The following is a 13,244-nucleotide window of genomic DNA, read 5'->3' as shown; positions in this document are numbered from 1 at the left end:
ATTAAAATCCTATTAATTTGGTTAATTTTGAGGCCTCACTAAATAGTCCTAAATCAAATGACAAACTTAGATATGGAGCTAACTCAACTTTCGTATTTTCTACAATTGGATTTGGTTTTTTTTCGCGTACAAATAATGTTCCGAATCCAACTCTAATTTGCCTTGTTAGCCTGTAGTTCATTCCTAAAGTTGGACTTATTCCGTTATAAAAATCTTCATAATCCTCAGTATCAATTTTTCCCAATGTTATTCCAACTGAGACAGACCACCTGTGTCTAAATTTTAAATTTGGAATTTCTCGTAAATATTGTGTTCTATTAATACCAGAAAAATGCCAGTTTAATCCAAGATAAGGTCGAGCAATATACTTTATATCACCGGAGCTGTTATATCCCACAGCATTAACGATGCCAACATCTGGTACTAAGGCACTAGAATTTGACGTTTTTAGGTCATTACCAAGTGTTGTTGCATGTATTAATATTATTTCTGGCAGTTGAGCATTTACGAGGTTTTTTAACTTAACATTAAATGCTACTAGACTTTGAAGATTGGATTTTAATGTATTAATTTCATTAATAACAAAACTCGTATAAAAAAGGTTTATGTTTCCATTATTTTGAATTAATTGCAATGTTTCAACTTCTTTTTTTAGCTTTTCTAATAACTTTATATTGTTTTTTAAATTTATAATTCTTTGATCGTAGTTATAAATTTTCACTTTGTTATCCATACCAAAACTAAAGGATTGAATTTTTAAATTTTGGCCATTAAGAAACATTGGCATTACCTCATTAAATGTTTTAGATTCGAGATCTTTATCTTTAAAACTATTTGCTATCGTAGAAATAATTGCTGGCGTAATTCTTGGATCTATTACTATAGCATTCAAATTTGGCTGGTTTATTGGGTTATTATAAAAGCCAAGAATAGGTGTTATTCTTGCAATGAAACCAGCAAAATTACTTGGAAAGGCAGAAATCGGAATTGTAAACTTATCCAAATTATCTCTTAATGGAATTATATTATCTTTAAAGTAGTTAATTTGATCTTGAACTGAAGCTGGTCTAGAAACCATATCAAAAAAATTATTAAAAATCAATTGATTTGAATCAGAATTTTTTTTGAACACTGTAATTACGTAAGTTCTTTCTGGGTCTAAGGGTGATACAATACTCTGACTTGAACTCTTATGCTCTTTATTTTTATTTATTGTTAAATTTTGTAATCTCTTGGCAACAGTTGACAATTGTACTCCTGGTCCTTGAACCAAATTGTTTTTTGTTTTTACTTTAAGTTTGTCTTCTTCATATTTTACTTCAAATAAATATGCTTTGTAAATATTATTTGGATCAATTCCTTTGAAGATTATTTTAAAATAGTCATCAAATGGCATTTTACCGGTTAATTCATCCTTGGAATAGTCATAAGTTAATTTTGATAACTTTTCTTGATTTATTTCTTGCGCTAGAATATTATTTATTCCAAACAAGAATAGTAATAAATAGTAAAAATTAGACTTCATATCAAGACGGTTTTATTATTGAATAAAATTGGTTATAATAGTCAATAGAAAAAATACCCAATACTGGGTAATTCATAAAAATTATGCTGCTTTATGACTAAATAGGGAGAGATAATCACTAACAATCAAGTGATTACCTTAAATATACTAAAAATATTTTAATTGGTTCTAGACATAATGCTTCCCTCCTACGTGGTTGTATAAAAAGGTACTCGTGAATCTCATTTAAAATTATTTAAAGCTAATTCTATGGCTATGCTGACCTGACGTTCATTAAATGGTTTTAATATATAAGCATAAGGCTTTGTTTTACTAGCTTTCTCTACAATGGATGAATCTGAATAAGCCGTTAGAAAAATGAATGGAATATTGTATGTTTCATTTATGATACCAGCTAATTGAATACCATCTAATTCGCCCTCCAAAACAATATCTAACAATAGTATATCTACATCTGGATGTTGTGATATGAGTTCTAGTGCGTTCTGAGCGGTACCAGCAATACCTAAGATTTGATAGTTGCTATTACCAAGTCTATTTGAGATATCTTGAGCAATGCGCTTGTCATCTTCAACAATGATTATTTTAGCCTTTTTTGTTTTAATAGTCATGCGTTATTAAATTAGATTCTATTCAACATTGTTTATGGAATAGAACATTTTATGAGCATGTATAAATGTAATCAAAGCATTTTAATCTGAATAAAAATGTTATGTTTAAGTCTATGTATGTGAGGATTGTTATTTAGCAAATGTAGGCACTACAGTGTCAAAAATAGGCATCATGATTTTATCGTCGTCTCTATCATGACCAGAAATGACAATGGTTAAATCCAATTCTTTGACGACCATAACGCGTTGGCCTCCGCCTCCCCAAGCCAATGTCATATCATAGCTTTTATCACCAACCTTAACTGGCGTATAGTACCAAAAATAGCCATAACGATAGTTTTTAGGCATCCAATCTATTGCTGGTGTTACAATACCACTTGTGGCTTTGGCAAGATAGTCTTCAGAAATAAGTTGCTCGCCATTTAATTTACCATTATTGAGCACCAAATGTCCTAGTTTGAGCATGTCACGAGACATTAGACTGGCGCGCCATCCTGCTTGAGGTAATCCACTTACGTGTTTTGACCATTTATAATCGGTAATACCAAGTTTATCAAGTAGCTCGGTTTTAATAAAGTCTTCGGCTGTTCCTGGAACAACAGCATCAATGACTGCCATTACCATTATCGGATTAAAATTACCATACAAAAACGTCTGAGACGCATCGGTTATAGGTGCGCTTTGCTCAAGAAGCGTTTGAACCAGCCCTTGACCTTTTAATCGAACGGAATCCTTCTCAAATGCTTTCCATTCTTCTCTGTCAATAGTTAGTCCTCCATGCATGGTCAATGCCTTATGAAGTGTGATGTTTTCGGCCCCTTTGGCAAGTGTTTCAGGGTTAATCTCTTTTAGAAAACTAATCAAGGGTTTGTTGAGATCTTCCATAGATAAGTACCCCATTTGAATGGCTCTACCTAAAACCAAACTGGTATATCCTTTTACAGCTGATGCTTGTCCGTGTGGTACGTTAACACGCCCTTTTTTATAATAGGATTCATAAACCAATGTATTCTTATGCGAAATAAGTAGCGCATCGTAATTACCATATTTGCCGTCAAAAATCTCTTGGGAAACTTTGCGAATCATCTCCTGATCTTTATTACTCACAGCTAAGGTGTCAACCAATATGCCATCGTTTCTATCCTCTGGTGTTGTACTGACATAGGGCTTGTTGAGATTTGGAATCGACCAGAATGATACCTCTTTACCCAAACTTGAAATAGGATGTATCAAAGATGACAACCAAGCGGCACTGCGAACTGCTGTTGTGGGGAATGCAGTACTATGGTTCCCATCAATCACTTCTTTATATACAGATAAACCATCATCTCGTCTATCATTTAATAATTTAATAAATGCCTCCATAGGCGCAACCACGCTCTCTTCTTCCAATGAGCCATATGCAATAAAAACATTGGCATTCAAACTTGAGTTTCTATTGGATGGTTCATAAGGTCCAAATTTGGCATTCATTTCCGTTAGATAATCGACTTCACCTTTAACTGTTGGACTTCCAATAATGTAATTATTAAAGGTATCAGGTTGAGTCATTAGAATATACGCACCAAATTCACCACTCAATGAATAGCCAAAGTAGGTGCGACTGTTTGGGTCTGTACGAAAGGTTTTGTCTACATAGGGAATGATGTCATTACGAATAAAGTCAAGATGCTTATGAGCTTGTCCAAACTGTATTTTTTTTTGAATTTCAGGATTGCTGTGTTCTCTTATCGAGTAATCTCGAAACCTACTCACATAGACTCCTACGTCTTTTTTTAGATTCTCATTGATGTCCAATTGATAAGAAATTCCAACTAGAATAACATCTTCAAGAATAAATTCTTGGCAGGAAGAGAGTATTTCAAGATGCCACTTAGCGTCTGTATAATAAAGTACAGGATAGGTTTTATTCGTGTTCTCTGAATAATCTTCTGGCAACTCTATATACAATTCATACTGTCGTTCTGTTTGCGTATCTTTTATTGGAATGACTTGAATTTGTGGTACTACTAAGGACGAGCTATTTACGGCTTGGAAATCTTTGTTTGCATTTATTTCTTGTGCAAAGGTATTCGCTGTTTGCAATAGAACTATTAATAGTAGAAGTCTTATTTTGTTTTTCATAATTTCTGTGTGTCTTAAATGTTTGATGTTGTATATTAGTCAAGATCAAACAATCCAGATTTGGAAAGTTGTCTAGATATGATATTAAGTTGATTCCGTTCTCGATCAATATTGGCGGTTCCAAAATAGGCGATTACCAAATCTCTAGAAGGTGAAATATAAAGACCTTGACCTCCATGTGCGCCTTTATACAAATCGCCATCTTCATACACAGCTCCCCATTGATAACTGCTGTATATCGTGTCTCCAGTTTGTCGTGATTTTATTTTAAGGTTTTTATTGACATCTCGGATTTTATATAAGTGTGCATCAGAAATTATCGGATTGGCATTTTTTCTACCACTAGGTGTAAAAGCAAGACCAAATCTGGCAAGGTCTCTAAGTGTTGTAGACATACCATCGGCATATGAAATCGAGGTTCCATTGGTATTGAATCCTAAAAGAGCACTGTGTTCAGCTCCTATCTTTTTCCAAATTTCCTGTTCCACAAAATCCCGAAAGGTAAGACCACTAATTTTCTCAACGAGTAAGGTTAATACCATAGCATCTGCATTACTAAATTGAATTTCTGCTCCAGAAGGTTTGCTAGATTTTGCAAGAGCTAAATCTTTAATTGGATCAAAACTTGCTTCATAGGTCTCCAATGGGACACGATCAATGCCAGAACTCATAGAAAGTATATCTATTACTGGAACACCTTCCCAACCTGAGTTTTTTAGACCATCAAAGTAATAATCAATGGGTTTGCTCGTGTCGATTAAACCTCTATCCTCCAAAATAGCTACTGAAGTACTTACAAAGACTTGGGTTATTAGCATGTTAATATGCAAATCGGTTGGAAACATTCTTGGATAGCCTTCAAAAACGATTTTACCTTTATGAATTATAATTAAGCCATTTACTTCAACTTGCTGTACATAGTCATTTAATGATAGTCCTCCACCCTTTTTTAAATTGGCTGGAGTAATAAAATGTTTCACATCATCTCTTGGTGTTTCCTCAAGAATTTTTGGTGTATCAGCTCTCAGTATGCGTGAGTGTTTTTTTATCTCGGAGAAGTTTAAATAAAAATACCGCTCCAAATCGCCATATTCGGTCCAATTGCCGCCTTCATAAATGCGCTTATGGAATCCATAGATCTCTTCTTTTGTAAATCCGGAATAATTATAGGTTTCATATTTTGGAGTTCCAGTATTTAAGATATCGGTGTTCTTTTTTGGCTCATTTTTACATGTAAGAAAAAGAACAATTAAAAGTAGTAGTCCTAATTTTTTTTTCATAATCTCTTAGTATTTATAACTATTTGTTAGCGACTGCTTGCTTGCTTTTTTGTAATTCCGTAAGCCTGTACTTGGCTTCGTTATTTTGTGGATTTAATTCAAGTGATTTTGAGTAATTTAAAATGGCCTGATCAGTATCTCCAATTTTCGCACAAGCTTTTGCATAACTTTCGTAGACTCTAAAACTTTTTGGATAGAGCATGATGTTCAATTTGAAAGTGTTTTGCGCTAATTTCATTCTGTTATCATGGTAAAAATCATAACCTATGTCATTGAGATAGTCTTCAGTAACTCTAGGGTTAGAAGGATCATATTTGATTAAAGTTCTATAGGCTTTAAGCGCATTTTCAAAGTCATCTTCGAGAAGGAATTCTATAGGCTCTTTTTTATCTGTATTGGTCTTGACAAAAGTTGCAGCTAAGGCCTTATCGCTTCTATAAAGATGAATTAAATTGATAGTTTCGTCTTCGGAATTTGGTTTGAACTGGATAAATCGGCTAGAATTTCTTCTAACAAAATTATGATCTGAGACTTTGATGAGTTCATCAGCTTCTACGTCAAGTATATTTTTATAGAATAGTAGGTTGTCCTTTTCAAAAACTTCTACAGTGACGTTATCGGACTCGTATCTACCAGTAATTTCATCAACTAAAGACTGTTCAATTTTCATTTTTTTATATACAGGAACATAATTATCCCAATTATATGTTTGTGCTACCGAGCGTATCACTTCAGCATTAAATTCTGGAAATGTAGAATTGGTCATTACAACCACGCCATAACCTTTATCTCTATGAGCTACTATTTCGGTATAGAAACCTGTATTCCATCCGTGATGTCTTAGGTAGATTTCATCCTTTTTATTAAAAAGCTGAAATCCTAAACCCAATGTAAATGACCAAGTAGAATTATCCACTCCATATGGTGTCCCCATTAATTTTGTCAGGTCTTTTGATAATCCTTTAGTACTCTTACCTTCTAGGGTTTGCTGTACGTTGGTAATAAATTTTGCATAGTCCTCAGCAGTAGTCCATAGCCCACTTGAAGCCATTGATGGGCTAATATGCCTTCTGCCTTCAACCATAGAACCATCTGATAAATAACCAGTGGCCGTCATCGCTAATTGTTCTTTAGTAAGTGATTGGTTAAACGTGCTGTTGTTCATTTCTAAGGGTTGCAACACGAATTCATGCATGATCTCTGGGAATGTTTTTTCTTCAACATCCAGCATCATTTGTTGTATGGGCACATAGCTAGCATATGCAAAACGAACACTTTCACCAGGCTCTTTATTTACAGTAATTGGCTCGTTTGTTGCTGGAAAAGCTCCGTTTAGAATCTCTACAAGCGTTGGAATTTCTTCATTGATACTATAGGATCCCGTTCCGCGAGGATATATTCCGGCAGAGTGATTTAAAAGATTTCTTATGGTGACTTTGCTTTCCTTGTTAAATTCATTTTCGGGTACTTTCCAGGATTTCAAGTAGCTATTAACATCTTCATCTAAGTCTAATTTATGTTGTTCTACGAGACGCAATGCACCATAAGCCGTTACTGGCATACTGGTTGCCGCTGCCTGAAAAAGGGTGTGTTCTGTCACAGGAACTTTACTTTCTTTATCCACAACGCCGTAAGCTTTTGTCCATGCAATTTCACCATGATGTATGACTGCAATACTCACACCTGGAATTCCATAATGTTCCATACGTTCTTCTATAGACCATGTTGAATCGCCCTCTATATGTATTCGAGTTGTGAGACCAGTTTCTACCTTTTTGGTTAAATCGGTTGTAGTATCAGAATTTGATTTTTCTGTACATGATTGAAATAGAATGATGATAAAAAGAACTGTGATACTATGCTTCATAATTTTTTGTTTAATGCTGAATAAAGATATAGGATAACCCATGTCTATTATCTTAAATATGATAAACACAAGGGTTAAATGACAAAGTCATTTCATCATTGATATATGGCTTTCATAAGAAATTATAGAATAATGCCTTTGTAGATAGTATCTTTATCGTTTTAATAAAAGTGTGTATGTTTAAACGATCATTGAAGAACACTATTCTTCTTAACATAGGAGCCTTTTTATTGGTTTTTTTACTTGAAACAGTAAGTAATTTGTTTTTCAAAGATAATTTTGATGATAGTTATTCTTTTTACGCACATGGACTTGATTATACTGTTATGATTATGGGTTTCATTTGGGTAAATCATTTTATTCTTATCCCATTTTTCTTAGATAAGAAAAAGTATGTTTTATATGCCATACTGCTCATTGGAAGCTTATTAATTTTTTCCTACTTCAGAACAGGAACTTGGTCTGGTACATCTAAAATATTCTTCTTTCTTCTTTATACCACTGGAGCTGGAATGGCTGTTTTTTTCTTAAGAAGAAATACACTTATCCAAAAGGAAAATGACGAGAAAGAAAAATTGCAAAAAGAAATGGAGCTTAATTATTTAAAAGCACAGGTGAATCCACATTTTTTATTCAATTCTTTAAATAGTATTTATTCGCTTTCGAGGGAACAATCATTAGAAACTCCTGATCTCGTCATGCAACTTTCAGAATTAATGCGATACCAATTAGAGAGTTCTAAAATGGAATCTGTTTTATTAAAAGAAGAGCTTGAGTTTATAGAAAATTATGTATTACTTGAAGAAAAAAGACTGAGTAAACGTTGTACTGTTGAATTTTTAATTGAAGGCGATCTTTCAAGTTTAAGAATTTCTCCAATGTTACTCATCCCATTTGTTGAAAATGCGATTAAACATGGTGCTCAAAGTACAAATGAACAGAGTACAATTGATATTTCTGTCTCTATTAAAAATGGTACTCTTTACTTTTGTGTGGTAAATTCGAAGCCTTCCATGGTGACAGAGTCAAATAGAAAAGGAATGGGACTTGAAAATGTGAAGAGACGTCTAAACCTTTTATATTCTAATTCACATGTCTTAGACATTGATGATGCGAGCAAAGAATATCGTGTAAATTTGTCTATTGATTTGACAGTTTCAATATTAAAAAAAACAGATAATGATTAAAATCGGAATCGTAGATGATGAGCAGCTTGCACGTAAAGTGTTAGAAGAGTATTGCTCAAAAATTGACAACTTTGAATTAGTAGTAAGTACAGGGAATTCGATTGAATTCGTCAATTTTATTCAGCAGAATAATGTTGATCTTGTTTTTCTGGATATAGAAATGCCTGAATTGAATGGGATGGAAATTTTGCGTTCTATGATAAAGCCTCCTAAAGTTATTTTAACTACAGCGTATTCTGAGTATGCATTAGAAAGTTATAATTATGGTGTCGTAGATTATTTATTGAAGCCTATAAAACTTGAGCGCTTTTTAAAAGCTATTAATAAAGTTTCAGTTCCAAAAATTGCAGAGCCTAAAAAAAGTGATGCGAATAAAGAACTTCAAATAAAGCATGATGGTACACCAGTTAATATTTCGTTTAAATCAATTCTATACATTCAGAGTTTTGGAAATTATTTGAAAATTTTCACAGATTCAAGAATGTATCTTATCTCCGAAACACTTATTAATATAACGACATCGCTATCTGACAATTTTCAACGCACGCATAAATCATATATCGCCAATTTGGAGAGCGTTACAAAAGCAACCAGAACACATTTACTAATTGAAGACAAAAAAGTGCCTGTAAGCGCTATGTATAAGGTTGTTGTGTTTAAAAAATTGGAGGTTTTAGCGAAGTTATAACATGGTTAATTCTGGTTTTTGTTATATGTTGCTTCCCTTCTATGACACTTTTAAAATTAGTTTGCCCATTTTTTCTCCAGAAAACAACCTAAGATAGGCATCATGAAAATTGTTTATATCTTTAACAATAAGATGGCTTTATTTCAGACCTAGACTTTCAGCTTAATGCTGGCGCAGTTCAGTATCTAAGATCTAACGAATTAAAGTTATAAGTTTTTATCAGAATATTCTTTCAATAGCAATCTCATTATCAACTAGTTGTAAAATATTTTATTTGATATTCTCACCCTAAATGCTTATCTTACAGGATACAGTTTTGGCAAGTAGTCTCCACAATTCTTCTTCAACTGAGGCGACAACATGTAACATAAATCAATCCATATGAAATTTTTAAAATCAATCCGTCATAGTGTTCCTGTAGCACTAGCATTAATTATGATCTGTACCATTATCATATCATGTGATTCAGGTACCAAAGAAGAAACAATTCAAAGTGAAGAATCTGTTGTACAGGATAGTACATTTATAGATGCTAACGCCAAATATGGAAAGACGATTAGCAATGTAGATGCATTAAAAGGAACTCAAATGTTCATGAATAACTGTGATTACGGACGTTATCTTGTCGCTATAGAATCTATAGCAATGTATCGTAGTCCTAAAAATGGTATCCTACAAATAGGGCAATTATCTGGTAAAGTCGTTTGGGGTGATGTGCCTTGGGAAGTTATCGACGTGGATCGTACAGAACAATTTACTGAATTAGGTTGGGAACCAATCGAGACACTCACTGATTTTTCAATTGAAGATATTGGATCACTAGCTTATATCAATGTTGATCGCATGACTATGGGTACCTTAAAGGTTAACGACTATGAGTTATTAATATTAAGAGAAATGCAAGGTATTGAACATCCTACTAATTCGAAAATATCAATAGGATCTTCTGAACTTGATGAGATCGATTGTTTTAAATATATCGAATGGGATTGCTCAAATATTGCTTGTTCTCAATCCTGTGAAGACAAGGGTGGCGATTGTAATTGTCCTGGTTATGGATTTTGCAGTTATACATTCAATATAAGATGTATGGTCATTAATTGTAAGAAAAAATGTGTGAGATACTGGCCAATAGGTGGTTTAGCATGGTGTTCTTGTGAGTAGTTATTAGATGTTTTTACGATAAGCTGAAGGCGTCGTCTTTTCAAACTTTTTAAAAGCAGAATTGAATGACGATAGGCTACTGAATCCAACATCAAAAGCGATTGAAGCTATGGTGTAATTTTGAGAAGAATCGTCTAATAGTAAGGCTTTCGCATCTTGAATGCGATAATAATTGATAAAATCGTTAAAGTTCTGTTTCGCATATTGGTTAATAATTTCAGAGGTTTTCTGAGTGCCTTTACCTATGTGTTTTCCTAAGCTTAATAATGATAATTGTGGGTTGAGATAAAGTTTTTCTTCTTTGAGTAATTTTGATATTCTATGATATAAAACGGCATCATCATTTTGCTTAAATATTGAACCGTCAATATCCATAATTTTTAACTGAAATGCTTTATAACTTAAAAAATAAATGACCAAAGAATATACAATAGGTCCAGTCACATACGGAACAGCATCTTCTATAATATTTAAACAATAAGACAACCAGATAAATATAAATCCTATAATAAGTAGCTGTAGCCAATTAAAAATAGCTCTTTGAGATTTGGTGAGTAGGACATCTTTGTATGATTTTTTTACACGTTGTATTATACGTCCTGAACTATAAATATAAAACGCCAAGTGTAAATAAATAAAGATAAGGACACTGGCGAATACAGCAATGACTTCTTTGCTGTTACTATCGAACCAATTTTTCGTTACAAAAAAACTCAAAGAAAACACAGTTGCAAAGGGTACTAACTCTACTAAATAATTTTTTGGCATCTTGTAATTTTCATGTGTCATACCCAATACATACCAACGTAATAGTGGACCAATTAACAATAAAAATGCTAAACCTGCGAATATAAAAATGGGTTCTAAATCGCTACCAAAATTGAGCATGACCGATTTCCCAATTCTAAAGGCCATAAAATATAGAATGAGTCCTAAAAGTATATTTGTAACCGACCGTCTCTTTTTAAAGAAGCACAAAAAAGTAGCGAATAGAACACCGTGTAAGAGTCCTGCGCTACTTATTATGATAAGAAGTATGTCTGAAAAATTCAATACGCTATTTTATTCAAATGTAGCCAAATTTTTATTCTCTTGAGTCTAATTTCTTAGCATAAGATGCCAGTCTGAGAATATTTGTAAAGCGTTTTACATCGCCTTTCATAACACCAATAATACTATGCTTAGTAACTAATAATCTACTCATAGGTTCCTTTTTTTCATGCATGATATGCTCCATGAGTGCTTTGGCTTTGTCAATCCCTTCTCGTTCATAGGTTAGCAAAACACTAACTGCATTTTCTTCACCTGTAATAGGTCTCGTTTTTGGTGTATATCCTAACTGTTTAATCATGGTTTCGGCTAAAACCCATACTGACCAAGGATTTTGACCTGTAATGAGATGATCGTCATGGCTCATTTTTTCTAAATACATGCTGCCTTCATTAAAACGAGCTCCTCCTTCTATCAATTTATCTTGCAATAAAAAAGGGAATATGGTTTCGGCATCTGAAATAAGTAACAATTCTTCTTTATTAGTAAAACTACTTACTGTCTTGTTTTCCACTAAATACTGACCATTATCTAAGGTGACATTAACCAAAGCCGCTGGCCCATGACATACGGCTCCAATCACTTTTCTTTCTTGATAGTACTCTTTAATAATTGCTTGTATAGCTGCATTATTTGGAAAGTCGAACATAGCACCTTTACCACCAACAAAATATACAGCTTCATAATCAGTTGTTATAACGTTGTCAATCTTGATCGTATTATTAGCCTTATGTTGGGCTTCAGAATCATTTAAAAAAGCATAATCGTATTCACCCATATCCTCATCATCTATAACAACTGGAGGCTTCCCTCCTAACGGACTTGCGATATCAACTTCAAAGCCGTTAGCAGTAAATACATAGTAAGCTCTTGCTAATTCGGTCAGCTCATACCCTGTACTCTTCCCACTCGTTCCCATCGTGCTAGTGCTTGTGACAACAGCTAATATTTTTCCGCGAGGTTCTGGAATGTTTCTCGTGACATAAGCTAGATCATCAGTTTTACTTGACTCCATCTCTATTTGCCTTGGAGGCACTAGGCTCTTAATCCAAAAACCTAAACATATTAATAGTATAATGATACTTGCTAGAGTACCTAATGTCCATTTTAGTATCTTATATTTTTTACTTTTCATTTCATCTTGTTTTATGATTGTTTTGCTAAATTCAGGAAAGACGTTCACAAATACTGACGAAATGATAATTCCGTTAGACTAAAAATTATTTAATAATTAAAAAAAGCGCTACAATTAAACCGATTGTAGCGCTTCTTATATACTAAAAACTAAATTGTTATTCTATATCTGCACAACTGTTGATATCATACCCTTCTCTAAAATAAACACTGTGTGTTTCACCGTCATCATTAATCCATTTCAATACGTAATTGTCGCAAGTGAATTGCGGAGTTAATGTAGAGAAATTTCCAAAGTTAAGATCTATGGTTACTTTGTCTCCTTCATAAAACCAATCTAAACCTACTAATTCTGGATTTTGTTGGTTAAACTCCTCAAGTGTAGGAAATGTCCCGTCGACACTATAAATATTAAAGCGTTTAGTATCCGTAAACTCATATCGAATAGTGTTTTCAAAACCCATTGGTACCCATCTACCAAGAATAGTTGCTTCAGGCGTGATTTGATTGTCATCAGAATTATAATCATCTGATGAACAGTTTAACATCGTTAATGCCAATAATAAAATTAGTGTCTTTTTCATAATAGTTGTTATTTGATTCACCTATATAAC

Annotated in this window: 11 protein-coding genes; 3 read left to right on the top strand and 8 right to left on the bottom strand. The window is 33.3% G+C overall.

The genetic code is table 11. The annotated features are described in order from the left end of the window. Position 1 precedes the first annotated feature (1 nt). The 5 genes from KWG70_RS06475 to KWG70_RS06455 form a co-directional block, all read right to left on the bottom strand. Positions 2 to 1,492 carry a hypothetical protein gene (locus KWG70_RS06475; RefSeq protein WP_230935181.1) on the bottom strand — a complete coding sequence of 497 codons (1,491 nt, stop codon included), beginning with the start codon at positions 1,490 to 1,492 and terminating at the stop codon, positions 2 to 4. Between the two features lie 254 nt (positions 1,493 to 1,746). Continuing rightward, complete coding sequence (locus KWG70_RS06470; protein ID WP_230935180.1) at positions 1,747 to 2,136, bottom strand: response regulator; 390 nt, start codon at positions 2,134 to 2,136, stop codon at positions 1,747 to 1,749. A 129-nt stretch (positions 2,137 to 2,265) separates the two neighbouring features. Continuing rightward, a complete protein-coding gene (locus tag KWG70_RS06465) occupies positions 2,266 to 4,260 on the bottom strand; it encodes a serine hydrolase (protein WP_230935179.1) in 1,995 nt (664 codons plus the stop codon). A gap of 35 nt (positions 4,261 to 4,295) precedes the next feature. Next, complete coding sequence (locus KWG70_RS06460) at positions 4,296 to 5,540, bottom strand: serine hydrolase domain-containing protein (protein ID WP_230935178.1); 1,245 nt, start codon at positions 5,538 to 5,540, stop codon at positions 4,296 to 4,298. A gap of 19 nt (positions 5,541 to 5,559) precedes the next feature. Next, positions 5,560 to 7,407, bottom strand: coding sequence for a class A beta-lactamase-related serine hydrolase (locus KWG70_RS06455; RefSeq protein WP_230935177.1), 1,848 nt, complete (start codon positions 7,405 to 7,407; stop codon positions 5,560 to 5,562). Between the two features lie 176 nt (positions 7,408 to 7,583). Between KWG70_RS06455 and KWG70_RS06450 the strand changes: the two genes are divergently transcribed. The 3 genes from KWG70_RS06450 (at position 7,584) to KWG70_RS06440 (ending at position 10,446) form a co-directional block, all read left to right on the top strand. Further along, positions 7,584 to 8,594, top strand: a complete 1,011-nt coding sequence (locus KWG70_RS06450; protein ID WP_230935176.1) for a sensor histidine kinase — start codon at positions 7,584 to 7,586, stop codon at positions 8,592 to 8,594. Continuing rightward, positions 8,587 to 9,282, top strand: a complete 696-nt coding sequence (locus KWG70_RS06445) for a LytR/AlgR family response regulator transcription factor (RefSeq protein WP_230935175.1) — start codon at positions 8,587 to 8,589, stop codon at positions 9,280 to 9,282. Before KWG70_RS06450 ends, KWG70_RS06445 begins: the two co-directional genes overlap by 8 nt. 381 nt (positions 9,283 to 9,663) lie before the next feature. After that, positions 9,664 to 10,446 carry a hypothetical protein gene (locus tag KWG70_RS06440; RefSeq protein WP_230935174.1) on the top strand — a complete coding sequence of 261 codons (783 nt, stop codon included), beginning with the start codon at positions 9,664 to 9,666 and terminating at the stop codon, positions 10,444 to 10,446. A gap of 3 nt (positions 10,447 to 10,449) precedes the next feature. On the opposite strand, the gene KWG70_RS06435 is transcribed toward KWG70_RS06440, so the two are convergent. The 3 genes from KWG70_RS06435 to KWG70_RS06425 form a co-directional block, all read right to left on the bottom strand. Next, complete coding sequence (locus KWG70_RS06435) at positions 10,450 to 11,361, bottom strand: AraC family transcriptional regulator (protein ID WP_230935173.1); 912 nt, start codon at positions 11,359 to 11,361, stop codon at positions 10,450 to 10,452. A 169-nt stretch (positions 11,362 to 11,530) separates the two neighbouring features. Continuing rightward, the gene (locus KWG70_RS06430; RefSeq protein ID WP_230935172.1) at positions 11,531 to 12,631 is read right to left on the bottom strand and encodes a type 1 glutamine amidotransferase domain-containing protein; all 1,101 of its coding nucleotides are present in this window, start codon (positions 12,629 to 12,631) and stop codon (positions 11,531 to 11,533) included. Between the two features lie 157 nt (positions 12,632 to 12,788). Then, positions 12,789 to 13,214: a hypothetical protein gene (locus tag KWG70_RS06425; protein WP_230935171.1), complete on the bottom strand. Its 426-nt coding sequence runs from the start codon at positions 13,212 to 13,214 to the stop codon at positions 12,789 to 12,791. Positions 13,215 to 13,244: the final 30 nt, after the last annotated feature.

It is taken from the genome of Psychroserpens luteolus (assembly GCF_021032705.1).
Lineage (GTDB): Bacteria > Bacteroidota > Bacteroidia > Flavobacteriales > Flavobacteriaceae > Psychroserpens > Psychroserpens luteolus.
This window is presented reverse-complemented; position numbering and strand designations above follow the sequence as displayed.

Excerpts from the sequence above, each read along its gene's own strand:
- KWG70_RS06465 (WP_230935179.1), bottom strand. The coding sequence starts at position 4,260 with ATGAAAAACAAAATAAGACTTCTACTATTAATAGTTCTATTGCAAACA.
- KWG70_RS06470 (WP_230935180.1), bottom strand. The coding sequence starts at position 2,136 with ATGACTATTAAAACAAAAAAGGCTAAAATAATCATTGTTGAAGATGAC.
- KWG70_RS06450 (WP_230935176.1), top strand. The coding sequence starts at position 7,584 with ATGTTTAAACGATCATTGAAGAACACTATTCTTCTTAACATAGGAGCC.
- KWG70_RS06435 (WP_230935173.1), bottom strand. The coding sequence starts at position 11,361 with ATGGCCTTTAGAATTGGGAAATCGGTCATGCTCAATTTTGGTAGCGAT.
- KWG70_RS06445 (WP_230935175.1), top strand. The coding sequence starts at position 8,587 with ATGATTAAAATCGGAATCGTAGATGATGAGCAGCTTGCACGTAAAGTG.
- KWG70_RS06455 (WP_230935177.1), bottom strand. The coding sequence starts at position 7,407 with ATGAAGCATAGTATCACAGTTCTTTTTATCATCATTCTATTTCAATCA.
- KWG70_RS06430 (WP_230935172.1), bottom strand. The coding sequence starts at position 12,631 with ATGAAAAGTAAAAAATATAAGATACTAAAATGGACATTAGGTACTCTA.
- KWG70_RS06460 (WP_230935178.1), bottom strand. The coding sequence starts at position 5,540 with ATGAAAAAAAAATTAGGACTACTACTTTTAATTGTTCTTTTTCTTACA.
- KWG70_RS06440 (WP_230935174.1), top strand. The coding sequence starts at position 9,664 with ATGAAATTTTTAAAATCAATCCGTCATAGTGTTCCTGTAGCACTAGCA.
- KWG70_RS06425 (WP_230935171.1), bottom strand. The coding sequence starts at position 13,214 with ATGAAAAAGACACTAATTTTATTATTGGCATTAACGATGTTAAACTGT.